This is a genomic window from Nocardia sp. NPDC019323, assembly GCF_044389845.1.
Lineage (GTDB): Bacteria > Actinomycetota > Actinomycetes > Mycobacteriales > Mycobacteriaceae > Nocardia > Nocardia implantans.
This window is the reverse complement of the sequence record NZ_JBIRYN010000001.1, coordinates 1115876-1141586: the sequence shown is the minus strand read 5'-3', so window position 1 is coordinate 1141586 and position 25711 is coordinate 1115876. Positions and strand designations below refer to the sequence as shown.

Annotated in this window: 25 protein-coding genes and 2 tRNA genes; 14 read left to right on the top strand and 13 right to left on the bottom strand. The window is 69.2% G+C overall.

The genetic code is table 11. The features are described 5' to 3' along the window. The first annotated feature begins 86 nt into the window (after positions 1–86). A tRNA-Gln gene (locus ACH49X_RS05445) sits at positions 87–158 on the top strand. A 146-nt stretch (positions 159–304) separates the two neighbouring features. Then, positions 305–377, top strand: a tRNA-Glu gene (locus ACH49X_RS05440). 561 nt (positions 378–938) lie between these two features. On the opposite strand, the gene ACH49X_RS05435 is transcribed toward ACH49X_RS05440, so the two are convergent. The 3 genes from ACH49X_RS05435 to ACH49X_RS05425 form a co-directional block, all read right to left on the bottom strand. Next, entirely contained in the window at positions 939–1118 is a 180-nt protein-coding gene (locus ACH49X_RS05435) for a DUF5302 domain-containing protein (RefSeq protein WP_195078660.1), read from the bottom strand. Between the two features lie 145 nt (positions 1119–1263). After that, on the bottom strand, positions 1264–1764 hold the full coding sequence (locus tag ACH49X_RS05430) for a PPOX class F420-dependent oxidoreductase (protein ID WP_357206913.1): 501 nt from the start codon (positions 1762–1764) through the stop codon (positions 1264–1266). Positions 1765–1797: 33 nt separating this feature from the next. Next, complete coding sequence (locus tag ACH49X_RS05425; protein ID WP_195078662.1) at positions 1798–2499, bottom strand: IclR family transcriptional regulator; 702 nt, start codon at positions 2497–2499, stop codon at positions 1798–1800. Positions 2500–2654: 155 nt separating this feature from the next. Between ACH49X_RS05425 and leuC the strand changes: the two genes are divergently transcribed. From leuC to ACH49X_RS05410, 3 genes are all read left to right on the top strand, one after another. After that, positions 2655–4076 carry a 3-isopropylmalate dehydratase large subunit gene (gene leuC, locus ACH49X_RS05420; RefSeq protein ID WP_195078663.1) on the top strand — a complete coding sequence of 474 codons (1422 nt, stop codon included), beginning with the start codon at positions 2655–2657 and terminating at the stop codon, positions 4074–4076. Positions 4077–4115: 39 nt separating this feature from the next. Beyond that, the gene (leuD, locus tag ACH49X_RS05415; RefSeq protein ID WP_195078664.1) at positions 4116–4724 is read left to right on the top strand and encodes a 3-isopropylmalate dehydratase small subunit; all 609 of its coding nucleotides are present in this window, start codon (positions 4116–4118) and stop codon (positions 4722–4724) included. Positions 4725–4880: 156 nt separating this feature from the next. Further along, a complete protein-coding gene (locus tag ACH49X_RS05410; RefSeq protein WP_357107747.1) occupies positions 4881–5534 on the top strand; it encodes an HU family DNA-binding protein in 654 nt (217 codons plus the stop codon). A 183-nt stretch (positions 5535–5717) separates the two neighbouring features. On the opposite strand, the gene ACH49X_RS05405 is transcribed toward ACH49X_RS05410, so the two are convergent. From ACH49X_RS05405 to cofC, 3 genes are all read right to left on the bottom strand, one after another. Next, on the bottom strand, positions 5718–6683 hold the full coding sequence (locus ACH49X_RS05405) for a bifunctional NUDIX hydrolase/histidine phosphatase family protein (RefSeq protein ID WP_357107744.1): 966 nt from the start codon (positions 6681–6683) through the stop codon (positions 5718–5720). Further along, complete coding sequence (locus ACH49X_RS05400) at positions 6680–8851, bottom strand: RNA degradosome polyphosphate kinase (protein ID WP_195078667.1); 2172 nt, start codon at positions 8849–8851, stop codon at positions 6680–6682. Before ACH49X_RS05400 ends, ACH49X_RS05405 begins: the two co-directional genes overlap by 4 nt. A 71-nt stretch (positions 8852–8922) precedes the next feature. Then, positions 8923–9606, bottom strand: a complete 684-nt coding sequence (gene cofC / locus ACH49X_RS05395; RefSeq protein ID WP_195078668.1) for a 2-phospho-L-lactate guanylyltransferase — start codon at positions 9604–9606, stop codon at positions 8923–8925. A 31-nt stretch (positions 9607–9637) separates the two neighbouring features. Here cofC and ACH49X_RS05390 point away from each other — a divergent pair, with 31 nt between their 5' ends. Continuing rightward, entirely contained in the window at positions 9638–10633 is a 996-nt protein-coding gene (locus ACH49X_RS05390) for an NAD(P)H-dependent glycerol-3-phosphate dehydrogenase (RefSeq protein ID WP_195078669.1), read from the top strand. A gap of 76 nt (positions 10634–10709) precedes the next feature. Continuing rightward, positions 10710–11813, top strand: coding sequence for a D-alanine--D-alanine ligase family protein (locus ACH49X_RS05385; protein ID WP_357206911.1), 1104 nt, complete (start codon positions 10710–10712; stop codon positions 11811–11813). Between the two features lie 294 nt (positions 11814–12107). Here ACH49X_RS05385 and ACH49X_RS05380 read toward each other — a convergent pair whose 3' ends face one another. Then, positions 12108–12851 (bottom strand): DUF3515 domain-containing protein, encoded by a 744-nt coding sequence (locus tag ACH49X_RS05380; protein WP_357206909.1) that lies wholly within the window; start codon positions 12849–12851, stop codon positions 12108–12110. Between the two features lie 168 nt (positions 12852–13019). Between ACH49X_RS05380 and thiL the strand changes: the two genes are divergently transcribed. The 4 genes from thiL to ACH49X_RS05360 are packed head-to-tail and all read left to right on the top strand — an operon-like array spanning position 13020 to position 15967. Continuing rightward, complete coding sequence (gene thiL, locus ACH49X_RS05375) at positions 13020–14060, top strand: thiamine-phosphate kinase (RefSeq protein ID WP_195078672.1); 1041 nt, start codon at positions 13020–13022, stop codon at positions 14058–14060. An 11-nt stretch (positions 14061–14071) separates the two neighbouring features. Next, entirely contained in the window at positions 14072–14755 is a 684-nt protein-coding gene (locus ACH49X_RS05370) for a uracil-DNA glycosylase (RefSeq protein WP_067797457.1), read from the top strand. A 50-nt stretch (positions 14756–14805) separates the two neighbouring features. Continuing rightward, positions 14806–15045, top strand: coding sequence for a hypothetical protein (locus ACH49X_RS05365; RefSeq protein WP_195078673.1), 240 nt, complete (start codon positions 14806–14808; stop codon positions 15043–15045). Between the two features lie 58 nt (positions 15046–15103). Then, positions 15104–15967, top strand: coding sequence for an alpha/beta fold hydrolase (locus tag ACH49X_RS05360; protein ID WP_195078674.1), 864 nt, complete (start codon positions 15104–15106; stop codon positions 15965–15967). Positions 15968–15974: 7 nt separating this feature from the next. On the opposite strand, the gene ACH49X_RS05355 is transcribed toward ACH49X_RS05360, so the two are convergent. The 3 genes from ACH49X_RS05355 to rpmB form a co-directional block, all read right to left on the bottom strand. Further along, positions 15975–16763 carry an enoyl-CoA hydratase/isomerase family protein gene (locus tag ACH49X_RS05355; protein ID WP_195078675.1) on the bottom strand — a complete coding sequence of 263 codons (789 nt, stop codon included), beginning with the start codon at positions 16761–16763 and terminating at the stop codon, positions 15975–15977. Between the two features lie 98 nt (positions 16764–16861). Continuing rightward, complete coding sequence (locus ACH49X_RS05350) at positions 16862–17398, bottom strand: GNAT family N-acetyltransferase (RefSeq protein ID WP_323124202.1); 537 nt, start codon at positions 17396–17398, stop codon at positions 16862–16864. Positions 17399–17486: 88 nt separating this feature from the next. After that, the gene (rpmB, locus tag ACH49X_RS05345) at positions 17487–17678 is read right to left on the bottom strand and encodes a 50S ribosomal protein L28 (protein ID WP_039799620.1); all 192 of its coding nucleotides are present in this window, start codon (positions 17676–17678) and stop codon (positions 17487–17489) included. A gap of 333 nt (positions 17679–18011) precedes the next feature. Here rpmB and ACH49X_RS05340 point away from each other — a divergent pair, with 333 nt between their 5' ends. Both ACH49X_RS05340 and recG read left to right on the top strand, forming a co-directional pair. After that, positions 18012–19763, top strand: coding sequence for a DAK2 domain-containing protein (locus ACH49X_RS05340; RefSeq protein ID WP_195078919.1), 1752 nt, complete (start codon positions 18012–18014; stop codon positions 19761–19763). Between the two features lie 3 nt (positions 19764–19766). Further along, positions 19767–22049 (top strand): ATP-dependent DNA helicase RecG, encoded by a 2283-nt coding sequence (gene recG / locus ACH49X_RS05335; RefSeq protein WP_195078676.1) that lies wholly within the window; start codon positions 19767–19769, stop codon positions 22047–22049. A 624-nt stretch (positions 22050–22673) separates the two neighbouring features. Here recG and ACH49X_RS05330 read toward each other — a convergent pair. Further along, a complete protein-coding gene (locus ACH49X_RS05330; protein ID WP_195078677.1) occupies positions 22674–24095 on the bottom strand; it encodes a short-chain fatty acyl-CoA regulator family protein in 1422 nt (473 codons plus the stop codon). Between the two features lie 227 nt (positions 24096–24322). Between ACH49X_RS05330 and ACH49X_RS05325 the strand changes: the two genes are divergently transcribed. Beyond that, positions 24323–24694: a nuclear transport factor 2 family protein gene (locus tag ACH49X_RS05325; protein ID WP_357206907.1), complete on the top strand. Its 372-nt coding sequence runs from the start codon at positions 24323–24325 to the stop codon at positions 24692–24694. A gap of 5 nt (positions 24695–24699) precedes the next feature. Here the strand turns inward: ACH49X_RS05325 and ACH49X_RS05320 are convergent, their stop codons facing one another. Both ACH49X_RS05320 and ACH49X_RS05315 read right to left on the bottom strand, forming a co-directional pair. Further along, positions 24700–24942 (bottom strand): hypothetical protein, encoded by a 243-nt coding sequence (locus ACH49X_RS05320; protein ID WP_323124203.1) that lies wholly within the window; start codon positions 24940–24942, stop codon positions 24700–24702. A 76-nt stretch (positions 24943–25018) separates the two neighbouring features. Continuing rightward, positions 25019–25396 (bottom strand): hypothetical protein, encoded by a 378-nt coding sequence (locus ACH49X_RS05315; protein WP_357206905.1) that lies wholly within the window; start codon positions 25394–25396, stop codon positions 25019–25021. Positions 25397–25711: the final 315 nt, after the last annotated feature.

Below are 25711 nucleotides of genomic sequence, written 5' to 3'. Positions count from 1 at the left end.
TTAACCCGTAGCCGTTTGGTACTCTTCTTCTCGGCCCGGAACACGGTCTCGAGTCACCCAGACGCGAGACGGAAAGACCTGGTCATTGGGGTATGGTGTAATTGGCAACACAGCTGATTCTGGTTCAGCCATTCTAGGTTCGAGTCCTGGTACCCCAGCGGAGAGTGTTGTAAGACTTCGGTTCGCGGCCGAAATCACTCAGCACCTGGCGATTTGGTCGCCGGGCCTCGGCCAGATAAGCTAGCCGAGCCTCCTGATCGAAAGATCAACCATGGCGCTCCTCGCGACAGCGAGAAGCAGTCCTGGCCCCGTCGTCTAGCGGCCTAGGACGCCGCCCTCTCAAGGCGGTAGCGCGGGTTCGAATCCCGTCGGGGCTACACGAGTGAAAGGCCCATGCTCATGGAGCATGGGCCTTTCTCGTTTCGCGGTGTCTTGTGGGGGTGCAACCCCCACACCCCGCCCGGAGGGCTTCGCCCCCGGACCCCCGGCGAGGGCTTCGCCCCGCCTGGCGGTGGTCCGGTGCGGTTGTCGGGTGCGGATCTGGGCGTTGCCCGCATGGGAGCGCCCTTCCCGAGTTTGCCTTCGCCGCGCCGGCTAGCGGTCATCGGCTGTACTGGCTGCTGTGTGTTGTATCTCACCCAGGCGCTCCGCTCGGGTGTGTCCCAGGCCGAACGCGCCGACCGCCGGGTGACGCCGGGCGCGGTGGGGCCGACCAGCCCCGCCGCGACGGCGGCGGTGCGGCGCAGCATTCGGGTTGTGCGGATGAGTCGATGTCACCGGCCGCGATCCGGAAGCGTCGGCCCCCTGCCGGGTGTGCCTACCGCCCTCGGTTCCGCTCGCCGACATGAGATGGCCCCCTGAATGACGCGGTCGCGGGGGAGCGGCAGAAGAAAGGCCCTCCAGCGATCTTGCTGGAGGGCCTGCGGGGACTGTGCGGACTATCCGCTCTTGCGCCGGAATTCCCGCTTGTGGCCGACCGCGGACTGCGCCGCGGACGCCTTCGACCGTCCGTCGAGGTGGTCGGCCGCGCGGGCGTTCTGCTGGTTCTTGCGCTCCAGTGCTTCCCGGAACTTGCGCTTCACCTCGTCGGCGCCATGGGACTTACCCGAATCCGCCATCGCTGCTCCTCGTCGTCGCGGCCGCGCGGCGCGTCCTCGCGGGCGGCGCTGCCCGGCCGATTGCTGTCGAACACCCGACGCTAGCCCGTGCGGGTGGTTGTGTCAGTTGGTTTTCGGGCGCGTCGCGCTACCCGAGTACGCTCGGTCAGTCCAGCGGCTGCGCGGTGGTGCCGCCGAGCGGCATCGCCGGGAGTCCGAGTTTGCGGTGATCCCAGCTGCGCGTGCGCTCGGGCACCACGCGCACGGCGACCCGCTTGTGCAGCATGGCCTCCACCATCGGCCGCAGCTCCTCGCTGTAGGGGCCGGTGTAGCGCTCCCACACGCTCACGCCGACGGCGAAGAGTTTCTCGGCGTCCTCGACGATCTCGGCGCGGCCCTCGATCGACACACCTCTGAGCTGGTCGTAGGTGTCGCCCGCCTCGATCATGCAGGTGACCCTGGGATCGCGGCGCAGGTTCACGGCCTTCTGCGATTTGGCCTTGGTCTCGAACCACATCTCGCCGTCGATGAGCGCGTACCACATGGCGGTCAGGTGCGGCGTGCCCTTCGGGCCGATGGTCGCCAGCGTCGCGATACGGCTGCGCCGCAGGAACTCGGTGATCTCGGTGTCGGACATCACGATCTGTGCCCGTTGGTTGACTCCCATGGGCCAACTGTAGAGAGTCCGGACTGAAACGTGTTATAGACGCTTGTGCAGGGCCTCGGCCGCCGCGACCAGATCCGCCGCCCACCGGGCGCCCGGCCTGCGGCCCATCCGATCGATCGGTCCCGACACCGACACCGCCGCGATCACCGTGCCCCCGGCGTCGCGCACCGGCGCCGAGACGCTGGCCACGCCGGCCGCGCGTTCGGCCGCGCTCTGCGCCCACCCGCGCTTGCGCACCTCGGCCAGCGCGCGCTCGCCGAACACCGCGTCGGCCAGGATGGTGCGCTGCAGTTCCGGGTCGGCCCACGCCAGCAGTACTTTGGCCGCCGAGCCCGCGGTCAGCGGCAGCCGCGCCCCGATCGGCACGGTGTCGCGCAGTCCGACGGGAGGTTCCAGCGCCGCGACGCAGACGCGGGCGTTGCCGTCGCGGCAGTACAGCTGGACGCTCTCGCCGGTGATCTCGCGCAACCGGGGAAGAATGGCCGACGCCGCCTCGAGCAGCGGGTCGTTGGCGCTGGTCGCGAGTTCGGCGAGGGCTGGACCCGGCCGCCAGGTGCCGTTGCTGTCGCGCGCGAGCAAGCGGTGCACCTCCAAGCCGACGGCGAGACGGTGTGCGGTGGCGCGGGGCAGGCCGGTGCGCGCGCACAGCTCGTTGAGACCCGAGGGATGCTCGGCTACGGCGTAGAGGACCGCCACTGCTTTGTCGAGGACGCCGATGCCGCTATGCTGTCTCATAGAACGATACTAGCGTCTCGAATGTTGAGAAATCCACCTTCGTGGATCCCTTCTCTCAGCGTTCGGACCAGGCGCAGCTATCCCAAGTTGTGCAACCGTCGCCGCATCGGAGTCCAGATCGCGGAACGGCTGCTTCGTCCGAAAGGTGATCGACAATGGCCGAACCGCGCACGCTGGCCGAGAAGGTATGGGACCAGCATGTCGTCGCTCGCGGGGAGGGCGAGGGTGCCTCGCGCGAACCGGACCTGATCTACATCGACCTGCATCTGGTCCACGAGGTGACCAGCCCGCAGGCCTTCGACGGGCTGCGCGCGGCGGGCAGGGCGGTGCGGCGGCCCGACCTCACGATCGCGACCGAGGACCACAACGTCCCGACGATCGATATCGACAAGCCGATCGCCGACCCGATTTCGCGCACCCAGGTGGAGACGCTGCGGCGCAACTGCGCGGAATTCGGTGTGCGGCTGCACCCGATGGGCGACCTTGACCAGGGCATCGTGCACGTGGTCGGGCCGCAGCTGGGCCTGACCCAGCCGGGCATGACCGTGGTCTGCGGCGACAGCCACACCTCCACGCACGGCGCGTTCGGCGCGCTGGCGATGGGCATCGGCACCTCCGAGGTCGAGCATGTGCTTGCCACCCAGACCCTCTCGCTGCGCCCGTTCAAGACGATGGCGATCACCGTGGACGGCGTCATGCCCCCCGGCGTCACGAGCAAGGACCTGATCCTGGCCGTCATCGCGAAGATCGGCACCGGCGGCGGCCAGGGCTACGTCCTGGAGTACCGCGGCGAGGCCATCAGGGCCATGTCGATGGAGGCCCGAATGACGATCTGCAACATGTCCATCGAAGCGGGCGCGCGGGCCGGCATGATCGCGCCGGACGAGACCACCTACGAATTCCTCAAAGGGCGGCCGCACGCGCCGCAGGGAGCCGACTGGGACGCCGCGGTGGCCGCCTGGGAGGCGCTGAAGACCGACGAGGGCGCCGTTTTCGACGCCGAAGTGCACATCGACGCCTCCGCGCTCACCCCGTTCGTCACCTGGGGCACCAATCCGGGTCAGGGCGCCCCGCTGGGCGAGGCCGTGCCCGATCCCGCCACCATCGCCGACGAGGTGGCCAGGGAGTCGGCGGAGAAAGCTCTGCGTTACATGGACTTGGAGCCGGGTACTCCGCTTCGACAAGTGCCGATCGACACCGTATTCGTCGGCTCCTGCACCAACGGACGCATTGAAGATTTGCGTGCGGTGGCCGGGATTTTGAAGGGACGACATGTCGCCGACGGGGTGCGAATGCTGGTTGTACCGGGGTCGATGCGGGTTCGCGCACAGGCGGAAAAAGAAGGACTCGGGGAGATTTTCACCGCGGCCGGCGCCGAATGGCGGCAAGCGGGCTGTTCAATGTGCCTGGGAATGAATCCGGACCAGCTGGAGCCGGGCCAGCGTTGTGCGTCCACCTCGAACCGCAACTTCGAGGGCAGGCAGGGCAAAGGCGGCCGTACGCACCTGGTTTCTCCCCTCGTGGCGGCCGCGACGGCGGTCCGCGGAACACTGTCGTCGCCTGCGGATCTGGACTGACCGCCCCCGATTCCCTCAATCAAACCCAGGAGATTCGTTATGGAAGCCTTCACTGTGCACAAGGGCATCGGGGTGCCGCTGCGCCGCTCCAATGTCGATACCGATCAGATCATCCCGGCGGTCTACCTCAAGCGGGTGACGCGGACCGGATTCGAGGACGGCTTGTTCGCCGCATGGCGGACCGATCCCGACTTCATTCTGAACATCCCGCCTTACAACAGGGGTAGTGTCTTGGTGGCGGGTCCGGATTTCGGTACCGGATCGTCACGTGAGCACGCTGTTTGGGCGCTGTCGGACTACGGCTTTCGGGTGGTCATCTCATCCCGGTTCGCCGACATCTTCCGCGGCAATGCGGGCAAGGGCGGTCTGGTCGCCGCTCAGATGTCACAGAACGATGTCGAAATGCTCTGGAAGTTGCTCGAGGAACAGCCCGGCTTGGAATTGGTTGTGGACCTCGAGGCGCGCACGGTGACGGCCGCAACCGTCGTGTTGCCGTTCGATATTGATGACTACACCAGGTGGCGTCTGCTGGAGGGATTGGATGACATCGGGCTGACGCTGCGCCGGGAGGACGCGATCGCCCGGTTCGAAAAGGCAAGGCCAACATGGAAACCCACTACCCTGCCAGCACATATTTCGCAGACGTAATCACCCCCGCCGGTTAGCTGGGCAGCCGGAGTTGTGGTAGCTGGACGTGTGCTAAACCACATGAATTTTGGCGTGGCACATAGACTCTTGCCCAAAGTGGGTTTACCGTGGTACCTAGTCGGTCCGACGACGGGCCATTAGTCTGCGGAGGATTCAATGAACAAGGCGGAACTGATCGACGTTCTGACCGAAAAGTTGGGTACGGACAGGCGCACGGCCACCGCGGCAGTCGAGCATGTGGTCGACACCATCGTGCGCGCGGTGCACAAGGGTCAGAGCGTCACCATCACCGGTTTCGGTGTGTTCGAACAGCGTAAGCGTGCGGCTCGCGTCGCACGGAACCCGCGTACCGGCGAAACCGTGAAGGTCAAGCCCACTTCGGTGCCCGCGTTCCGCCCCGGAGCCCAGTTCAAGGCGGTGATCGCGGGTAAGCAGAAACTGGCCGCGACCGGGCCCGCCGTCAAGCGCGGGGTGAATGCGCCGGTGTCGGCGAAGAAGGCGGCGGCCAAGAAGACGGCGGCCAAGAAGACCGCCGCCAAGAAGTCGACGCCGACCAAGGCGCCCGCCAAGACCACGGCCCGCAAGGCCGCTGCCAAGGCCCCGGCGAAGAGCACCGCGCGCAAGACGACCGCTACCAAGACCGCTGCGAAGAAGGCGCCCGCGAAGAAGACCGCGGTCGCGAAGAAGGCTCCGGCCAAGAAGACGGCCACCAAGGCCACGGCGGCCAAGAAGTCCACCACCACCGCCGCCAAGAAGACCACCGCGAAGAAGACCGCGGCCAAGAAGGCCCCGGCTCGCGGCACCCGCTGATCTCGAGCCACCGCCGGATCGGCGCTGAATGCGTGGCCCCACGACTGGGCCCATTCGCCTCAACGTCGAGACGGCCCCGGGAGACACCCGGGGCCGTTTTCGGCTGTCCGCCTACCGAGAACTCACGGCCGTGGCCGCCGCTCGGCGCCCGCCGACCCGCGCGGTGACGCGGAAGGTTCCGGTCTAATCGGACCGCACCACGTAGGCTGACAGCGATCGATCCAGATGGTCGGCGGCCACCAGGCGATGGCCGACGAACGACAGCACCCACACACTGCCCTTGCGATTGCGCGCCGACGGCAGCGCGATCCCGTCGCGTTCGGCCAGCCATCCCAGCAGATCGGGGATCACTTTGCCTTGACTGCAGACCACGCGAATGGCGTTGTCCGACACCAGGGCTCGAAAACGTTCCCGGGCCTGGTCCGGGTTTTCGGCGTACCCGGATTCGGAAAGCAATGGCTCCTCGGTGATTTCGACACCGAGCTTCTCCGCCAGCGGCGCCACGGACTGCACGCAACGCAGCGGGGGAGCCGAGTAGACCTCGGATGCGCCGAACGCCAATAGATTCGACGTGAGGGCCTGCGCCTGCGCCTCGCCGTCGCGGTCGAGCGGACGCTGATCGTCCGGACCGTTGAAGCGGTCCCTGCGGCCCGCTTTGGCATGCCGGACCAACAGCACGGTCTGGGTACGCGCGGGCAGCCGGGTGAAGGCGCGCACCACCTGCCGGTCCATCGGATACGACAGTTGGTCCATCACCCGATCCAGCGGATGCCAGCTGAGCACGTCCACCTCGGAGTTGACCGTGAATTCCCCGCCCACCTGTTCGGCGGCCCAATAGTCGACCCGCTTCAGCTTGCGATGACCGGGGATCGGGTAGGTCACGTGGCCGAGGTAGCGGCCGAGCCTGCTCTCCAGCCCGGTTTCCTCCCTGACCTCGCGGACCGCGGCCAGCACCGGCGTCTCACCAGGGTCGAGCTTGCCCTTCGGCAGCGACCAGTCCTCGTACTTGGGACGGTGGACGAGGGCGATCTCGATCGCACCCGTGGACGACTCACGCCACAGCACCGCTCCCGCGGCGTGGATATTGGCGGTGACGCGGGGATCCCAGAAGGGGCCCCCTTCCTGCTCGAACCCCGTTTTGGCGTTCACTGCTGATCTGGCCTCCGCAGCCGCATCAAGAACTCCTGATGATCTCTGATCTTGTCCCCGTCGCCGGAGGTGCCCGGCGACGCCCGCCACGTGCCGTCCGGTTGCAGCACCCAGCAGCGCGTGGTCGGCGACAGGGCCGAGTCGAAGACCCCGCCGAGTTGTTCGGTCAACCGCGGATCCTTCACCTGCGCCATCACCTCGACCCGGCGATCGAGGTTGCGGTGCATCATGTCGGCGCTGCCGATCCAGTACTGGTCCTGCGCCTGGAAGTGCATGATGCGGGAATGCTCCAGGAACCGGCCGAGGATGGAGCGCACCTCGATGTTCTCGCTCATGCCCGGCACGCCGGGGCGAAGGCCGCAGATGCCGCGCACCACGATCTGCACCGGCACGCCGGCTTGGGAGGCCCGGTACAGCGCATCGATGACCTCTTCGTCGACGATGGCGTTGGCCTTCATCCGGATTCGGGCGTCCTGCCCCTGACCCGCCAGCTCGGTCTCGCGCTGGATGCGCTCGATGATGCCGGAGCGCACGCTGTGCGGGGCGACGAGCAGATTGCGGTAGTTCTCCTTGCGCGAGTAACCGGTCAGCGAATTGAACAGGTCGGTCAGATCGGCGCCGATATCCGGTGCGGCGGTGAGCAATCCGACGTCCTCGTAGAGGCGGGCGGTCTTCGGGTTGTAGTTGCCGGTGCCGATGTGGCAGTAGCGCCGGATGGTGGCGCCCTCGCGGCGGACCACCAGGCAGGTCTTGCAGTGGGTCTTCAGGCCGATGAGGCCGTACACCACGTGCACGCCGGCCTGTTCCAGCGCGCGGGCCCACTTGATATTGGCCTGCTCGTCGAAGCGCGCCTTGATCTCGACCAGGGCCACGACCTGCTTGCCCGCCTCGGCGGCGTCGATGAGCGCGTTGACGATCGGGGAGTCGCCGGAGGTGCGGTAGAGCGTCTGCTTGATGGCGAGCACCTGCGGGTCCGCGGCGGCCTGTTCGATGAATCGCTGCACGCTGGTGGAGAACGAGTCGTACGGATGGTGCACCAGCACATCGCCCTCGCGCAGGGCGGCGAAGACATTGCGCGGCGTCTCACGCTCGCCGAAGGCGGGCGGCGTCGCCGGGACGTACGGGGTGTCCTTCAGGTTCGGCCGGTCGACGCCGTACACCTGCCAGAGGCAGGACAGGTCGAGCAGGCCGGGCACCTGGATGACGTCACCGGGATCGACGTCCAGCTCGCGCAGGAGCAGATCGAGCATGTGCTCGGTCATGTCGTCGGACACTTCCAGTCGCACCGGCGAACCGAACCGCCGCCGCGCCAGTTCCCGCTCCAGCGCTTGCAGCAGGTCCTCGTCGCGATCCTCGTCGACCTCGAAGTCGGCGTTGCGGGTGATCCGGAACGAGTGGTGCTCGACCACGTCCATGCCGGGGAACAGCAGGTCGAGGTGCGCGGCGATGAGCGCTTCCATCGGCAGGAAAGCGGCGATCGGGGAGCCGGATTCGGTGCGGCGCACGCGGACGAACCGATCGACGTTGTCGGGGACCTTGACGCGGGCGAAGTGCTCGCCGCCGGTCGCGGAATCCTTGACCGTGACCGCGAGGTTGAGGCTCAGACCGCTGATGTAGGGGAAGGGGTGCGCGGGGTCGACCGCGAGCGGGGTGAGGACCGGGAAGACCTGATCCTGGAAGTAGCCGGACAGGCGCAGGCGTTCGTCCTCGTCCAGATCGCTCCAGTCGATGATCGCGATGCCCTCCGCGGTCAGCGCGGGCAGCACGCTGTCGAGGAAGACGCGGGCATGCCGCACCGCGATCTCCTGGGTGCGCGTGGCGATCAATTCCAACTGCTCGCCGGGGGAGCGGCCGTCGGCCGAGCGCACCAGCAGGCCGGTCTCGGCACGGCGTTTCAACCCGGCCACCCGCACCATGTAGAACTCGTCGAGATTCGACGCGAAGATCGCCAGAAACTTCGCACGCTCCAGCAACGGCAGCGACTCGTCCTCGGCGAGGGCGAGCACGCGGGCGTTGAAGTCGAGCCAGCTCAATTCGCGATTGAGGTAGCGATCGCGGGGCAACCGCACCGCCGACGAGTCGGCCGACAGGGGTGTCGCCGCTGGGGGTGGCGTGGGAAGCAACGGCTGCTGCTTGACGGTTTCCGTATCGCTCACGCCAACGATCATCCCCTACCGGAGAGGTCATGTGCATCCCGCGACCGGGATCGTCATGTGTCTCACGCCACCATGGCGACCGGCTAGCACACGTGCGGAACGGGTTCGTGAACGCCGCCCGGCCAGCCGATGTCGTGCAGGACAGCACGCGTCGCGTTTCCGGCCCCGAGGGCCACCGCGCGGTCGAGGTCGGCGGGGGTGTCGACGTCCAGGCGCAGGCCCGGCCAGTCCCCGGCGAGATCGACCGCGCCCGCGTCGATATGGCTGCGTGCCGAGCCAGGGCCGAAACGGGGATCGAGCGCGGCGACCGGGTCGCGGACCACCAGCGCGGCGGTGCCGCTGCCCTCGTGATCGATCACGATCGAGCGCAGTCCGCGCGGGGCGGCGGCGAGCATGTCCGACAGTTCTTCCGGGCGCAGCGCGGGCAGATCGGCTTGCAACGCGAGCAGATCGATCGGGCCGTGCGCGCCGCGCAGCGCGGCGGCGGTGGCGGCGAGCGCGGTGTTGAGCCCGTCGGCGTGCTGCTGACGCGGTTCCGGGTGGACTTCGGCGCCGAGCGTGCGGGCCAGATCGGCGACGGCGGGGTCGGGCGTGACCACGGTGACCGACACGACCTCGCCGACCGCGGCGGTGGCGGTCACGGTGTCGGCGAGCATCGCCAGCACCAGCCGGGCCCGGTGCTCCGGGCGCAGCCGGTCGGCCAGTCGGCTCTTGGCCCGATCGAGGCTCTTGACCGCGATCACGGCATGCACGGCGTGCGGGCGCATGCGGGCAATCCTTCCATGGCATATTGGGCTGATGACGAGGGCGGCTGTGCTGGGCGCGGGATCGTGGGGCACCGCGTTCGCGAAGGTGTTGGCGGAGGCGGGAACCGAGGTCACGATCTGGGCCAGGCGGCCGGAGGTCGCCGCGACGCTGGCCTCCGAACATCGCAATCCCGATTACCTGTCGGATATTCCGCTGCCGCCGGTCGCGGCCACCCACGACCCGGCGGTGGCGCTGGAGGGAGCCGACATCGTCGTGCTGGCGGTGCCGTCGCAATCGCTGCGGGCCAACCTCGCGGAATGGAAGGGATTGATCCCCGGCGACGCCACGCTGCTGAGCCTGGCGAAAGGCATCGAGACCGGCACGCTGCTGCGGATGAGCGAGGTGATCGCGGAGGTCAGCGGCGCGGATGCGAGCCGGATCGCGGTGCTGTCCGGGCCGAACCTGGCGCGCGAGATCGCGGTGGGCCAGCCCGCCGCGACCGTGGTCGCCTGCTCGGACAACGAGCGCGCGGTCGCGGTGCAGCACGCCTGCGCGACCGGATACTTCCGGCCCTATACCAACACCGATGTGGTCGGCTGCGAAATCGGCGGCGCCTGCAAGAACGTCATCGCGCTCGCCTGCGGTATCGCGTCGGGGATGGGTCTGGGCGACAACTCGATCGCCAGCCTGATCACCCGAGGGCTGGCGGAGATCATCCGGCTCGGGGTGGCCCTCGGCGCGGAGCCGGTGACGCTCGCGGGCCTGGCCGGAGTCGGCGATCTGGTCGCCACCTGCACTTCCCCGTTGTCGCGCAACCGGTCGTTCGGTCATGTGCTCGGCGCGGGCGGTTCCATGGACGCCGCCCAGTCGGCGACTCATGGCCAAGTCGCCGAGGGTGTGAAGTCCTGCACATCGGTGCGCGCGCTGGCCGAGCGGCACGGTGTCGAGATGCCGCTGACCACCGCGGTGCATCAGGTCTGTCACGAAGGGCTCTCCGTGCGCGAAGCCGTCGGCAACCTGCTCGGGCGGCGGATGAAGCCGGAGTGATCCCGGCTCGCCGTGGCGGGAGTGTCCGGGACGGTCAGCGGTGGGATCGCGTTCCGAAACGGGTACGGTTCGGGGCATGACGAACCGGATCAGGGTGGCTGTGGTGTTCGGCGGGCGCAGCAACGAGCACGCCGTGTCCTGCGTATCGGCCGGCAGCGTGCTGCGCCACCTGGATCAGGAGAAGTACGAGGTCGTGCCGATCGGCATCACCGCGGAGGGTCGCTGGGTGCTGGGCGGTTCGGACGTGGCCGCGCTCGGCATCCACGATCGCGCCCTGCCCTCGGTGGACGCCACCGGCACGGCACTGACCCTGGCCGCGGACCCCACCCGCTCGGGGGCGCTGATCGCGCTGGACGATCCCGGCGCGGCGCTCGGTTCGGTCGACGTGGTGTTCCCGATCCTGCACGGACCGTTCGGTGAGGACGGCACCTTGCAAGGAATGCTGGAACTCGCCGGAATCCCCTATGTCGGCCCCGGCGTACTGGCCAGCGCGGCGGGCATGGACAAGGAATTCACCAAGAAACTGCTCGCGGCGGAGGGGCTGCCGGTCGGCACCCAGGTGGTGTTGCGGCCCGGCGACGCGACGGTCGGCGAGGAGGACCGGCAGCGCTTGGGCCTGCCCGTGTTCGTCAAACCGGCGCGCGGCGGATCCTCGATCGGCATCACCCGCGTCACCGACTGGAACGAGCTGGACGCGGCCATCGCCGCCGCACGCGCGCACGACCCGAAGGTGATCGTCGAAGCGGGGATCGTCGGACGCGAGGTGGAGTGCGGGGTGCTGGAATTCCCGGACGGCCGGGTCGAGGCGAGCGTGGTCGCGGAGATCCGGATGCCGGAGACCGGCGTCACCACCGACGGCCCCGGGTTCTACGACTTCGACACCAAGTACCTCGACGACGTCTGCGAATTCGACGTCCCCGCGAAACTGGACGACGAGGTGTCCGACCGGATCCGGGAATTGGCCGTGCGCGCGTTCCGGGCCCTCGACTGCCAGGGCTTGGCGCGGGTGGATTTCTTCGTCACCGAGCAAGGGCCGGTGATCAACGAGATCAACACGATGCCGGGATTCACCGCGATCTCCATGTACCCGCGCATGTGGGAGGCCACCGGCATCGATTACGCCGCGCTCGTCTCCACGCTCATCGAAACCGCGCTCGTCCGCGGCACCGGTCTGCGCTAGGGCGCGGCGGCGCGGTAGCGATCCGGCGAGCAATCACCGGGTGCCCGGCCAGTTATCGGCGATACGTGGAATCGGGCGGGACCGCGCGGAGTCCTCGGGAGATCAGTACGAGCTCCCGCAGCGCATCGGACATCTTTCGTCGGCTGCGACCCGGGGCCCGACGGTTGCTGAAGAATCGCCACTCGAAATCTCCGGATGATCGGGCGGACGCGGGGAACGCGATCCCGCGCGCGACGTCCGCGGCATGCTCGACATCCACGCCGGGACCGGGCAGCGAGCGCTGCGCGAGGCGCGTCAGTTGGGCAGCGGTCCCGGGTCGATCGGCTGGAGCGGAAGGTTGGCGGTGATGGTGTCGGAGACTTCTTGCAGCGGGGTCGGACCCGATCCGTCGGGGACGGTGAGCGCGACGTAGGTCCCCCGGTCGACGGCGAACCACGTGCTCGCTTCGGCGGCCTGGTCGCGGACCTCGAACCACTGCACGCCGTTCACGACCTGCAGCGGCGAAGCGCGGTTGAACTCCAGCGGGCGATCCAGCCCGCAGCGCAGCACGATCGGGTCGCCGCCTTCGGCGCGCTGCCACGCGCGGGTGGCCGGTGGAGCGGGTTCGACCAGGGTCGATTTCGTGAACTCGCCCAGGTCCGCAGGCAGGGCGGGCAGCAGGGCGGCGCAGGCCGGGCCCTCCGCCGCCGGAGCAGGGACGGGGCCGAGCACCAGCGGTTCCCGCTCGACGGGCGCCCGGCGCGCGAGCACGGCGGCCACGAGCACCGCGACGACCAGCACGACCGGAAGCGCCACCGCCGTGGCGATGAGCGCGGGCGGGTACTGGTGTGCCCGGGCCGGCGCGGGTTCGCTGTCCGGCTCGGCGACGCCGGCTTTCTCGCCGTCCGAGCTCTTCGCGGCGGAGGCCGCAGCGGTCTGCGTGTCATCGTCCGCGCCGCTCGAGGACGAGGACTCCCTCGGGGCGTTCCCCGGGTCCGTCGCATCGGTGTGTTCGTGCCCGGGCTCCGCCGAATCACGGTCCGACGAATCCGCCGCCATGCTCACCGATCCTTTCTTCCTCGCGCGTCGGCGCTGGTCGCCGCCCCCGCCGCAGGGCGAGGGGCCGGGTGGTACTCGAGTGCCTCCGAAAGGGTACCGTCGGGCTCGTTCCAGCAAGCAGCGCGCCGGAAAGGATCGGTCATCAGCGCCAGCAGGGCCCCGAGGACAGTGCGTGAACTGGGTGAGTTCGCGCTGATCGAGCGCATCAACGCGGGCCGCGTGCAGGCGCCGGGTGTCCTGCTCGGCCCCGGCGACGACGCGGCGCTGGTCGCGGCGCCGGACGGCCGGTTCGTGGTCACCACCGACATGCTCGTGCAGGACCGGCACTTCCGGCTGGACTGGTCCGGTCCCGAGGACGTCGGCCGCAAGGCGATCGCGCAGAACGCCGCCGACGTGGTGGCCATGGGGGCGACGCCGACCGCGTTCGTCGTAGCGCTCGGCTGCCCGGCCGACACCCCGCTCGAGGTGATCGACGGCCTCGCCGACGGCATGTGGGCCGAAGCCGCAAGGGCGGGGGCGTCCATCGCGGGCGGCGACCTGGTTCGCAGCCGCGAACTGGTCGTCTCCGTCACCGCCTTCGGCGATCCCGGCCGCGGCGCGCCGGTCACCCGGGCGGGAGCGCGCGTGGGCGATGTCGTCGCGGTGGCGGGCCGCCTCGGCTGGTCGGCCGCTGGACTGGCCGCCTTCACCGCCGGAGCGACCGGACCCGAAGTCGCGGAAGCCCTTGCGGCGCATCGTGTTCCGCAACCGCCGTACGCGCTAGTGCTGGACGCGCTGGGACGCGGGCGACAGGGAGGAAAGAAACTTTCTATAGCGCAGCGCATTTCGCCTGCCGAGACCGATGCCCCCGATATCGGCCTGCACGCGCTGACCGATGTGTCCGACGGGCTGCTCGCGGATCTGGGTCACATCGCGTCGTCCTCGGGTGTCGCCATCGACCTGGATTCGGCCGCCCTGCGCGACCCGGCGCTGGAATCCGTCGCGGCCCTGCTGGAAGCCGATGCAGCGCAATGGATCCTGACCGGCGGCGAGGACCATGCCTTCGCGGGCGTCTGGGCGCCGGGCCGCGCGCTACCGCCCGGATGGGTCGCGATCGGGCGGGTTGTGGCCGGTCGCGGGCTCACCGTCGACGGTGTGGCGCAGACCGGCGACGGCGGGTGGGAATCGTTCCGTGGGGCGGACTCGTCATCCGGCGACCGGCCACGCTAAGTTGTGCGGTCATGGGCGCGAAACCACTGTCGGAAATCATGGATCCGGGATGGGCGAAGGCACTCGAGCCGGTGGCGGATCGGATTGCCGCCATGGGCGAATTCCTTCGTGCCGAGAACGCCGCCGGCCGTGGCTACCTGCCCTCGGGTGACAACGTCCTTCGGGCCTTCCAGCGTCCGTTCGACGCGGTGCGCGTGCTCGTCGTCGGCCAGGATCCGTATCCCACGCCGGGCCACCCGATGGGACTGAGTTTCTCCGTCGCGCCGGACGTTTCGCCGATCCCGCGCAGCCTGGCCAACATCTTCGCCGAATACAGCAAGGATCTCGGTCACCCGACGCCGTCCTGCGGCGATCTGAGCCCGTGGTCGGATCAGGGAGTCCTGATGCTGAACCGCGTGCTCACCGTGTCGCCCGGCAAGCCGGCCTCACATCGCGGCAAGGGGTGGGAGGCGGTCACCGAGCAGGCGATCCGCGCCTTGGTCGCCAGGGACGAGCCGTTGGTCGCGATCCTGTGGGGCCGCGACGCGGCGACGCTCAAACCGCTGCTGACCGAAGCCGAGGTGCCCTACATCGAGTCCGCGCATCCGTCGCCGCTGTCGGCGTCTCGTGGATTCTTCGGTTCCCGCCCCTTCTCGCGAGTGAACGAATTGCTCGACGAACTGGGGGCCGAACCGGTTGACTGGCGCCTGCCCTGAATCGGGCGTCTGTGTGTGATCGACCGAGTTAACGAGTGAGGAGCTGTTCCATGCACAACACCACCGTCCGCGGCGCGCTGCGCGGCACGACCGCGACCCTGGCCTTCTGCGCCGCTCTCAGCAGCGGCGCCGCCGTCGCGAGTGCGGCCCCGCTGCGGCTGGAGCCCGCTACGGAGACCACCACGGCTCCGGTCGCCGAGGAATACACCTCGACCGGCTCCTCCACCATCTCCGCGTCGGTGAACGCCAAGATCGCGTGCCTGTTCTTCGCGGGCAATCTCGCCTGCTGAACCCTCGAAACGCCGGGTTCGCGCCAGCGCGGCCCGGCGTTGTGCGATCCTACGGATCGTGAGTAATGCGAACTATCTTCTCGAACCGTCCCGGCTCCGGCTGCGCGGTTCGGGCGGAATCGAGCTGGCCGCCGATCAGTTCGGCCCGGTCGACGGCCCGCTCGTCGTCTTCTTGCACGGTGGCGGGCAAACCCGCCATTCGTGGAAGAAGACCGGCGCCCGGCTCGGCGCGTCGGGGATGCGGGTCGTCACGGTCGACGCCCGCGGCCACGGCGACAGCGAGTGGGCGCCGGATCGCGACTACCGGCGCCAGACCATGGTCGACGACCTGCTGCTGGTACTGGAACAGCTGGGCGAGCCCGCGGTGGTCGTCGGGGCCAGCATGGGGGGAATCACCGGTCTGCTCGCCACCGCGCGGCCCGGCGGAGAGGCGATCACCGCGCTGGTGCTCGTCGACATCGTGACCCGGCCCGAGCCGGAAGGGGTGGCCCGAGTGATCGACTTCCTCGGCAAGCATCGCGACGGCTTCGACAGTCTCGAACAAGCCGCCGACGCGGTCGCCGAGTACCTGCCGCACCGCCCGCGCCCGAAGAGCCCCGAGGGACTGCTGCGCAATCTGCGCGAGCGCGACGGTCGCTGGTACTGGCACTGGGATCCGGACATGCTCAGCGACCGGGTCGAGGATCCGTCCGCGATGATCGAGCCGATGGAGGACGCGGCGCGGGCGCTGCGCATCCCGGTGCTGCTGGTGCGCGGCATGCGCTCGGACGTGGTGAGCGCCGAGGGAGCCGAAGCCTTCCAACGGCTCGTGCCGCACGCTCAACTGGTGGAGATCGGCGGCGCCGCGCACACCGCGGCCGGTGACGACAACGACTCGTTCACCGACGCGGTGGCGAAATTCGTGCTCTCGACCCGGGAGTGACGCCCGATCAGGCGAGCCCGGCGTAGTCCGGTTTGCGCTTCGCGACGAACGCGTCGACACCTTCGCGTCCGGCGGCGGAGCCCGCGGCCGCTGCGATCCCGTCGCGCTCGCTGTCGAGCTGATCGCTCAAAGTCGCCGTGTCCGACTGCCGCAACAGCGACTTGATGCTCGCGTGGGTGGATCGCGGCCCGGCGGCCAGGGTCCGCGCGAGGCGCTGCGCCTCCTCGGCGATCTCGGCGTCGGGAACCAGCCTGCTCAGCACGCCGAGGCGCACCGCGTCGCCGGCGTCGAGGACGGCGTCGGTGAGCAGGATCTCGCGCGCCCGCGCCCGCCCCACGATGCGCGGCAGCGTCCAGGACATGCCGCCGTCGGGGCTCAGGCCGATGCCGGGATAGGCCGGACGCAGTTTGGTGCCGGGTCCGCCGAGGGCTATGTCGGCCAGGCAGACCAGGCTCATCCCCGCGCCCGCCGCCCAACCCTGCACCGCGGCCACCACCGGAACCGTCGTAGCGTCCAGCGCGCGCACGAATTCGTGCAGGTCGGTGGCGAGACCGTGGATGTGCGCCGAGCGGTCCTGCGCCGCGGCGAAACCGCGCACGTCGCCACCCGCGCAGAAGTTCGCGCCCACGCCGCGCAGCAATACCGCGCCCACCTCGGAGCCGAGCGAGCGCAGTGCGGCGGTGCCCGCGTTGATGCCGGCGAAGTCCATGGATGTGCCGTTGGCGGAAGTGGCGATGGTGATCTGGAGGACGCCGTCGACGGTCGTCACGTACCCGGCTTGCTCGCTGGTGGTCATGTTCTGCACCTTAATCGGCGCGTCCGGGCGCGAGCCCTCGGTGGTCCGCGGCATCCGGGCGCGGGAGAGACACGAACTCTATGGCCGAATTATGTCGCCTAGGGGCTGTCCTCTGCGGAGTCGGCGTGCATCGTGGGCGTGCGCACCATGCGCACCTCGATCGCGGCGGTGAATGCCTCGACCTTGCGCGTGCCGTCGAGCACGAAACCGTGCCGCCGGTAGAACGCCTGGGCGCGCGCGTTCTGCTCGAACACCCACAGCGAGCACGGAGCGGCCGGATCGAGCGCGGCGCGAATCAGCTCGTCGGCGACTCCGCTGCCGTGCCAGGAGGAACGCACGTACAGGGCGTGCAGCTCGAGCGGGGTCACCGCGTCCGCGTCGCCGGGCGGGCCCGCGCTGGAGAATCCGATCACCACGTCGTCGACGATCGCGACCTGCGTGCGGCCCGGATAGCGCGCCCGGTCGCGCTCCCACTGCTCGGCTCGCCGCCCGATGTCGAAGGCGTCGAGCACGTGCGCGGGCACCAGCCCCCGGTACGCCTCGCGCCAGCAGGCGATGTGGCATTCGGCGAGGCTGTGGACGTGCTCGGCGCTGAGCGGCTGGACCCGCCACGGACGCTCGGTCACCGCGGCCATGCGCGGCCCGCACTCATGACGACGCCCCGGACCACCCGATAAGGGTGCCGGGGCGTGTGCCGGCGGTGCCGGTCAGCCGGAGGGCGGATCAGCCGCGGGCGACCTTGCCCGCCTTCAGGCAGGAGGTGCACACGTTCATGCGCCGGGTGTTGCCCGGGGCGACCTGCGCGCGCACGGTCTGGATGTTCGGGTTCCAACGACGGTTGGTGCGCCGGTGCGAGTGCGAGACCGACTTCCCGAAGCCGGGGCCCTTGGCGCAGACGTCGCAGACGGCAGCCATAGTCGCGAACTCCTTCATGTCAATGGTGGGGACCGCCGCCTTCGCGGTGCGGCGCGTCCTCGTGCAATGTCGAGTGTGTGCCCTGCCGGCGGAGAGCCGGCCAGCGCTGACCGGTGACGGCCGCGCGAGGCAACCCTGCAAGGGTAGCTGTGCCGCCTTCGATCCACCAAACCGGTCCCCGCGAACGAGTGCCGGATCGGTCGCCGGGCATATCCATTCTAATGACGCGGTCTTGCCGGTCGCCTGTCGGGACCGCCCGCTAACCTGGCGGGCGGTGGTGGCGCGTGGGTGGCGGAAGGGAGTGAGGTGACGGTGTCCGCAGCGCGAGACGTGATGGACGGCACGGCATTGCTGCGCTGGGGCCGCACCTGTCTCGCCGGCCTGGAGCAGCGGCGTGACGAGATCAACGCGCTCAACGTCTTCCCGGTGCCGGACGCCGACACCGGCACCAATCTGCTCGCCACCATGCGCGCCGCGGTGGAGGCGGGCGAGGGGGCCGCGCGGGCGAACGGGAGCGCGAGCGCCGTCGCCGTCGCGATGGCGCACGGCGCGACGGTCGGCGCCCGCGGCAATTCCGGCATCATCCTGTCCCAGGTGCTGCGCGGCGTCGCCGACACGGTGCACCGCGGTCCGTTCACGGCCGACAACCTGCGCGCCGCGCTGGCCAGGGCCTCGGAACTGGTCCGCGAGGCGCTGAGCGTGCCGATCGAGGGCACGATCCTCACCGTGCTGGACTGCGCGACCGCCGCGGCCGCCGGATGCCCCGACCAGGAATTGGCCGACGTGGCGCTCGCGGCGGCCGACGGCGCGGCCAAAGCGCTCGGTGACACGCCGTTCCAATTGGGTGTGCTGCGCCGGGCCGGTGTCGTCGACGCGGGCGCCCGCGGGCTGGTCGTGCTGCTGGACAGCTTGGTCGCCGTGACCAGAGGGGAGGCGCCGGCGCGGCCGGAGTACCCGCGGCCCGCGGCGTCCGCGCGTCCGGCGCCCGCTCGCGAGGCCGAACCGCAGTACGAGGTGATGTACCTGCTGACCGACTCCGACGAGCGGAGAGTGGCCGCGCTGCGTGCACGTCTTGGCGAACTCGGCGACTCGGTCGTCGTGGTCGGCGACGGAAGCGGGTCATGGTCGGCGCACGTGCACTGCGCCGACGCGGGTGCGGCGGTGGAGGCGGGCATCGCGGCGGGCAGGCTGAGCCGGATCCGCGTCGAGAACGTCGCTTTCGCATCGCATGCCGAGCTGTCCGACGTGAGCATCGGCGCCGCCGATCGCAGTGGGGGCGCGGGTCGAGATCCGGGCGAACCATTCGATGGTGGTGCGTTCGGGACCGGGGCAACCCGCGTCGACGGCATCGCGGGGTCCGCCCCGGCCGCCGATTCGACGCAGGTGGTGGCCGGAGCGCTCGGCCCGAGCGCGGCGCCCGCGGGAGTTCCGGCCGATCGCGGGATTCTGGCGGTGGTCGCGGGCGCGGGCGCGGCGGCGCTGTTCGAGGACGCGGGCGCGGTGGTGCTGGCGGACGAACCCGTCACCGCGTCCACGTTGCTGGCCGCGATCCGGCGGATGCCCAACCGCGAGGTGCTGGTGCTGCCCAACGGCGCGCTGCCCGCGCACGAACTCGTCGCCGTCGGTGTCGCCGCGCGTGACGCCCACCGCGACGTGCTGCTGTTGCCCAGTGGGTCGATGGTGCAGGGACTGGCCGCGGTGGCGGTGCACGACCGCGGGCGGATCGCGGTGGACGACGCCTTCGCCATGTCGGAGGCGGCCGCCACCACGCGCTGGGGATCGCTGCGCGTGGCGACCGAGCGCGCGCTCACCATGGTCGGCACCTGTGCACCGGGCGATGGGCTCGGCCTGGCCGGGCACGACGTCGTCGTGATCGAGCGCGACGTGCGCGCCGCGGGACGGACGCTGCTGGACCGCCTGCTCGCCTTCGGTGGCGAGCTGGTCACCCTGCTGATGGGCGCCGCGGCGCCGGACGGACTCGGCGACGAGTTGGCGGCGTATATCGCGCGGCACTTTCCCGGTGTCGAGGTGATCGTGTATTCCGGTGGGCAACAGGGTGATTCGGTGCAGATCGGAGTGGAGTAGGGCATGGCGACACTGAGCGATCGGCTCGACCACATCCTCGGCGCGAAGGCGGCGGCCTCGCTCGCGGACGCCTTCGGGATGCAGACCGTCGAGGACCTGCTGCGGCACTACCCGCTGCGGTACGCGACGCAGGGGCAGCCGCTCACCGAGGAAGCGCCCGAGGACGGCTCGCACATCACCGTCATCGGACGGATCACCAAGGCCGAACTGCGGCCGATGCGCAACCGCCGCGGGTCGTTGCTGAAGGTGGTGCTCGACACCGGCGCGGGTCGCGGCGTCGACGTCACCTTCTTCCACGGCGACAAAGTGAAGTACGTGGTCCGCGAAGGCATGCGCGCGATGATGTCCGGCACCGTGAACTACTGGCGTCCCGGCCAGTGGAATCTGAGCCACCCCGGCTACCTGATCCTGCCGGAGACCGAGGGCGAGGACGACTCGGTCGGCGCGCTGACCAAGGTGCGCGGCGGCGGAGACCTGCGCGGCCTCGCCGAGAGCGCGAAAGGCGCGGCGGGCGTGGATACCTCCTTCATGGAACGCGAGTTCATCCCCGTCTACCCCGCGACCGCGAAGGTGCAGAGCTGGGACGTGCTCGCCTGCGTGCGTCAGGTCCTCGATCAGCTCGATCCGCTCGACGATCCGCTGCCGGAAGACCTGCTCGCCGAACGCGCGCTGCCCACCTTGTCCGACGCGTTGCGTCTGATCCACCTACCCGAGCGCAAGGGTGACATCGATCGGGCCAAGGATCGGCTGCGTTTCGACGAGGCGCTGGCTCTGCAATTGGTGCTGGCCGAGCGCAGGCACGAGGTGTCGGGGCGCAGGGCGCGCGCCTGCGCGCCACGGCCGGACGGCATCGCCGCGGCGTTCGACCAGCGGCTGCCCTTCGAGCTCACCGCGGGGCAGCAGCAGGTCGTCGCGGAGATCTCCGCCGATCTGGCTCGCGAGCAGCCGATGCACCGGTTGCTGCAAGGCGAGGTCGGCTCCGGCAAGACGATCGTCGCCCTGCACGCCATGCTGCAGGTCGTGGACGCGGGACTGCAGTGCGCGCTGCTCGCCCCGACCGAGGTGCTCGCCGCGCAGCACTATCGGTCGCTGCGCGGCATGCTCGGCGAGCTGGGCGCCGCGGGCGAACTGGGCGCGGCCGACCACGCCACCCGCGTGGTGCTGGTGACCGGGTCGATGTCGGCCGCGGCCAAGAAGGCGGCGCTGCTGGAAGCGGTCACCGGAGAGGCGGGCATCGTGATCGGCACGCACGCGCTGATCCAGGACAACGTCGAGTTCTTCGACCTCGGCATGGTGGTGGTCGACGAACAGCATCGCTTCGGCGTCGAGCAGCGGGACGCCTTGCGCGCCAAGGCGAAAGCCGGGACCAGTCCGCATCTGCTGGTGATGACCGCGACGCCGATCCCACGCACCATCGCCATGACGACGCTCGGCGATCTGGAGACCTCCACCCTCACCGAACTGCCGAAGGGCCGCTCGCCGATCGTCTCCAAGGTGGTGCCGCGCAGACAGCACCCGAACTGGGTGGATCGCGCTTGGGAGCGGATCGTGGAGGAGGTCGCCGCCGGGCGCCAGGCGTACGTGGTGTGTTCGCGTATCGGCGACGACGAGGAGACCGCGGGCAGATCCCGCAACGGGCGCGCGAAGAACGGCGACGGTGAGAAGGAAGGACCGACCACCCAGGCCGTGCTCGACGTGTTCGAGATGCTGCGCGCGGGCCCGCTGTCCGGCGTGCGGGTCGGCCTGCTGCACGGCAGGCTGCCCGCCGACGAGAAGGACCAGGTGATGCGGGCGTTCAACGACGGATCGGTGGACGTGCTGGTGTGCACCACCGTGGTCGAGGTCGGCGTGGACGTGCCCAACGCGACGGTGATGGTGATCGTCGACGCCGACCGGTTCGGCGTCAGCCAACTGCATCAGCTGCGCGGCCGGATCGGCCGGGGCGAGCACCCCGGCCTGTGCCTGCTGATCACGGACGCCGCGCCGGGCGGGTCGGCCATGGCTCGGCTGGACGCGGTCGCCGCAACCACCGACGGCTTCGAACTCGCGGTGCTCGACCTGCGGACCCGCCGCGAGGGTGACGTGCTCGGCGCCGCCCAGTCCGGCACGGCCCGGTCGCTGCGGCTGCTGTCGCTGCTGGACGATCTCGAGGTCATCACCGCCGCGCAGGAATTCGCCCGCGCGGTGGTGGCCGCCGACCCGGGGCTGCGCAGGCATCCCGGCCTCGCGGGAATGATGCACGCGGCGGTGGATTCCGAGCGTCTGGAGTACCTGGCGAAGTCCTGACTGCACGGGCGATCTTCCCGCCACAGGTCGCGCGGTATGCCGAAATCCTCGGCTGCTCCCCGCAACGGATCGTCGGCTCGCTCTCCGGTTCGAGGTGTGGGTGCATGCGTGGTGGTGTCGTCGCCGCGCCCATACGCTCTGCGGTTGGAGGTGTGGGTGCATGCGTGCGTGGTGCCGCCGCACCCATACGCTCACCGCTTCGAGGTTCGCGTCCATGTATGGCGGTGCCGTCGCCGCGCCCATACGCTCTGTGGTTCGAGGTGTGGGTGCATGCGTGGCGGTGCCGTCGCCGTACCCTTACGCTCGCTGCTTCGAGGTTCGCGTCCGTGTGTGGCGGCGATGGCGCACCGATACGCGCACTGGGGGAGCCGAAGAGTTCAGCGCCGCACGGCGGACTGGCGGGCGCGGTTGTGTGTGGTGTTCTGGTCAGACGGCGGCGAATGAACCGCAGCGCTGCGGCCGTTTCAAGGCCGCGACCTCGTCTACGCCCACGAAGGAGCGGTCTCGGGCCCGGCGTCTGGAAAAGCCCGACCGGAACCAGGTCACGTCTCGAGTCCGCGCACGCCGAGGGGCCGGACGATCCGCGCCGTGGTCGTCCGGAACAATTCGCCGGAATCGGAGTGGTCAGCGCCCGAGCCGCGGGTAGGGCAGGTCGGTGCTGGTGTGCTCGGCGATCGCCAACGGACTGCCGATGTGCGGGAAGGCGCGCTGTGGGCACGCCGGGCGCTCGCACACTTTGCAGCCCGCGCCGATCGGGACCGAAGCCGCCGGGTCGTCCAGTTGCAGCCCGGCCGAGTACACCAAGCGGTCGGCGTATTCGATATCGCAGCCGAGGCCGATGGCGAAGTTCTTCGCCGCGGTGCCGAACCCGTGCGGGGTGATCGCCGCGGTGCGCGCGATCCACAGATACCGGCGGCCGTCGGGCATCTCGGCCACTTGGGTGAGGATCCGGCCGGGATTGGAGAAGGCCTCGTGCACCACCCACAGCGGGCAACTGCCGCCGACCCGGGAGAAGTGGAACGCGGTCGCGGACTGGCGTTTGGAGATGTTGCCGGCCCGGTCGGTACGGACGAAGAAGAACGGAACGCCACGCTGGCCCTGCCGTTGCAGGGTACTGAGCCGATGGCAGATCGTCTCGAACCCGACCTCGAAACGCAGACCGAGCAGGTCGATGTCGTAGCGCAGTTCCTCGGCCGAGCGCAGGAATCGGCCGTAGGGCAGCACCAGCGCGCCCGCGAAGTAATTGGCCAGCCCGATGCGCGCCAGCGTGCGGGATTCGCCGGTGAGCGAGGGGCTCTCGGCCAGCACGGCATCCAGCTCGGCCCCGTACAGCAGCAGGCCGAGCGTCGTCGCGATCTGGAAAGCGCGCTGGCCAGGACGCAACCGGCGAGCGAGCGTGAGCGTGCGGGTCTCCGGGTCGTAGTGGCGCTTGGGGACGGTGGGGTCGGCGCCGTCGCCGCGCACCAGAACGGTGACGCCGGCGCGCTCCTCGGCGATGCGGGCGAGCTGGCGGTCGAGCGAGCCGATGGTCAGCCCGGAGTTCTCGAACAGTTGCTCGGCGGCGATGTCCAGTTGTGGGATGTGGTTGTGGTGGTCGTAGAAGAAGTCGCGCACGTCCTCGTAAGGCATGGGCACACCGGGCGCGCCCGCAGGCGCGGACACCCGCGCCGACAGCAGGTCGAGCTGGTCGGTGGCGGCGCGTAGTCGGCGATGCATGGCGACGACGATCCTGGCGACTTCCGGTTGGCGGGTCGCCAGCTCTTCCACCTCGGTCAGCGGCGCGGTGTGCCCGCCCGCGGCGTCGACCAGCACTTCGTGCAGGTCCGAGACGAGCCGGGCGTCGGAATCCGCGGCGAAGAACTGGACATCCAGATCGAAGGTGGAATTCAGTTTCAGCAGTACGGGAATGGTGAGGGGGCGCTGGTCGCGCTCGAGCTGATTGAGGTAGCTCGGCGACAGATCCAGCGATTTCGCCAGAGCCGCCTGAGTCATCCTCCGCTCTTCACGCAATCGCCGAAGCCGGGCGCCCGCATACATCTTGCGCACGTGCACGATGGTAGCTGCGATTATTTGCAATCATCGCAATAACGCGCGTTATTACACACAAAACTCTGCTTTTGCCAGGTGTCCAGCAATGCATTCGATCTGCGTAGCGTGCGAAGAGAGGTTTTGCCGTCGCGGAAGTCGAGGACACCCTTCCCTACCGAACGATTGCTTGGTTCAATCGATCGGTTCCGGTATCCCGCTCCGGCGCCAGGAAGTGAGTAGAACGAATGCCCGATCCCGACGAACTCGTGCGTGCGATGTGCCGAAGCTGGTCCGATCCCGATCCGGACCGGATCAGCGCGTACTTCGCCGAGGACGCCGTCTACCACAACATTCCGATGGAGCCCATTGTCGGCCGCGCCGCCATCCGCGACTTCATCGCAGGCTTCCTGACCACCTTCGAGGCCATCGATTTCGACATCCACCACCAGATCGCCGCGGGCAACGTGGTGATGAACGTGCGCACCGACACCCTCCGCTCCGCCGGGCGCGAGACCCCGCTCGCGGTCATGGGCTTCTTCGAAGTCGCCGACGGCGTCATCACCACCTGGCGCGACTACTTCGACATGGCCGCCATCAACCGCGCTTTCGGCCTGTAGGAGCCTCAGCCGAAAAGATCGTTCGCGGATTCGGCCGTAGCCGCCTTGCGCGTCCAGGACTCGAGCTGGTCGAGATCGGTGCACCCGGCGATCTCGGCTCGGGTCCTCGCCGGGATGTCGATCCCGCGTGCTTCCAATACAAGGAAGAGAGCTCGCACCGCTTCTTCGGTCCGCCCCTCGTCGCGTCCTTGCGCCACGTACTTACGGGCGAAATCGCTCTGGTACTCGTACTTGAAGGTCGAGGTCATCAGTTCCTCCAGTCGATGCCGGGCCGTCTTCGACAGTGCCGCGACAACAAGGTCATAGTACATTTTCGCCCGCTCGTCATCGGTACTCTGCAGTCCGGCGACACCACGCGGCCACCTGAGCGTCCGGTGTGACGATCATCAGGAAGACCGGGCACTGCAATCGAGCCCGGAGAGTGCTGACATACACCGGCCAAGCCCACTGTCGGGAGCGGTCACGACCGAGCTGCACTTCCAGCACGATGCCGGCCACGGCGATTCCCGCCGAATCGGTGCAGATCAAGGCGACATCGCCCCGGAACTCGGTGGGGCCGACGTCCGTGTAGTCGGATGACCCCGTGCGCGCGTCGGCGTACTCGGGTAGGGAGATGCCGAACGCGTCGGTGAGTAGACCGGCCGCCAGAATCGGCCGCGACCGGAACATCTCTACGAGCACTTCGTGCTGCTGTGTCGGCATGAGGTGAAAGATAATAGGGCGCAGCGACATTCGGATTTGTGAAGTGAATTTTCATATCGATGGAACCGAATCGAGGGCAGGCGCGTCGAAGGTAGGCAAGAGGGGAAAGACGGTGTCGTAGTCGACTTGTGAGGAGGGGTAGCCGATGGAGCGTTGTTCCGGGTGTCATACGGCGTGGCGGCGAGGGATGCGGGCGCGGGCGCGGGAGCTGCCGGTGACGCGGCGGGAAGAACCGTGTGATCGGTACACCCGACGGCGGCGGCAACCGCCTCGGCCGGAACCGGAGTCCAGCTGAGATGCGGAAGATCGGTGCCC

Coding starts and splice junctions, on each gene's coding strand:
- ACH49X_RS05435 (WP_195078660.1), bottom strand. CDS start 1,118: ATGGCGGATTCGGGTAAGTCCCATGGCGCCGACGAGGTGAAGCGCAAG.
- ACH49X_RS05430 (WP_357206913.1), bottom strand. CDS start 1,764: ATGGGAGTCAACCAACGGGCACAGATCGTGATGTCCGACACCGAGATC.
- ACH49X_RS05425 (WP_195078662.1), bottom strand. CDS start 2,499: ATGAGACAGCATAGCGGCATCGGCGTCCTCGACAAAGCAGTGGCGGTC.
- leuC (WP_195078663.1), top strand. CDS start 2,655: ATGGCCGAACCGCGCACGCTGGCCGAGAAGGTATGGGACCAGCATGTC.
- leuD (WP_195078664.1), top strand. CDS start 4,116: ATGGAAGCCTTCACTGTGCACAAGGGCATCGGGGTGCCGCTGCGCCGC.
- ACH49X_RS05410 (WP_357107747.1), top strand. CDS start 4,881: ATGAACAAGGCGGAACTGATCGACGTTCTGACCGAAAAGTTGGGTACG.
- ACH49X_RS05400 (WP_195078667.1), bottom strand. CDS start 8,851: ATGATCGTTGGCGTGAGCGATACGGAAACCGTCAAGCAGCAGCCGTTG.
- cofC (WP_195078668.1), bottom strand. CDS start 9,606: ATGCGCCCGCACGCCGTGCATGCCGTGATCGCGGTCAAGAGCCTCGAT.
- ACH49X_RS05390 (WP_195078669.1), top strand. CDS start 9,638: ATGACGAGGGCGGCTGTGCTGGGCGCGGGATCGTGGGGCACCGCGTTC.
- ACH49X_RS05385 (WP_357206911.1), top strand. CDS start 10,710: ATGACGAACCGGATCAGGGTGGCTGTGGTGTTCGGCGGGCGCAGCAAC.
- ACH49X_RS05380 (WP_357206909.1), bottom strand. CDS start 12,851: ATGGCGGCGGATTCGTCGGACCGTGATTCGGCGGAGCCCGGGCACGAA.
- ACH49X_RS05370 (WP_067797457.1), top strand. CDS start 14,072: ATGGGCGCGAAACCACTGTCGGAAATCATGGATCCGGGATGGGCGAAG.
- ACH49X_RS05365 (WP_195078673.1), top strand. CDS start 14,806: ATGCACAACACCACCGTCCGCGGCGCGCTGCGCGGCACGACCGCGACC.
- ACH49X_RS05355 (WP_195078675.1), bottom strand. CDS start 16,763: ATGACCACCAGCGAGCAAGCCGGGTACGTGACGACCGTCGACGGCGTC.
- ACH49X_RS05350 (WP_323124202.1), bottom strand. CDS start 17,398: ATGGCCGCGGTGACCGAGCGTCCGTGGCGGGTCCAGCCGCTCAGCGCC.
- rpmB (WP_039799620.1), bottom strand. CDS start 17,678: ATGGCTGCCGTCTGCGACGTCTGCGCCAAGGGCCCCGGCTTCGGGAAG.
- ACH49X_RS05340 (WP_195078919.1), top strand. CDS start 18,012: ATGGACGGCACGGCATTGCTGCGCTGGGGCCGCACCTGTCTCGCCGGC.
- recG (WP_195078676.1), top strand. CDS start 19,767: ATGGCGACACTGAGCGATCGGCTCGACCACATCCTCGGCGCGAAGGCG.
- ACH49X_RS05325 (WP_357206907.1), top strand. CDS start 24,323: ATGCCCGATCCCGACGAACTCGTGCGTGCGATGTGCCGAAGCTGGTCC.
- ACH49X_RS05320 (WP_323124203.1), bottom strand. CDS start 24,942: ATGACCTCGACCTTCAAGTACGAGTACCAGAGCGATTTCGCCCGTAAG.
- ACH49X_RS05315 (WP_357206905.1), bottom strand. CDS start 25,396: ATGCCGACACAGCAGCACGAAGTGCTCGTAGAGATGTTCCGGTCGCGG.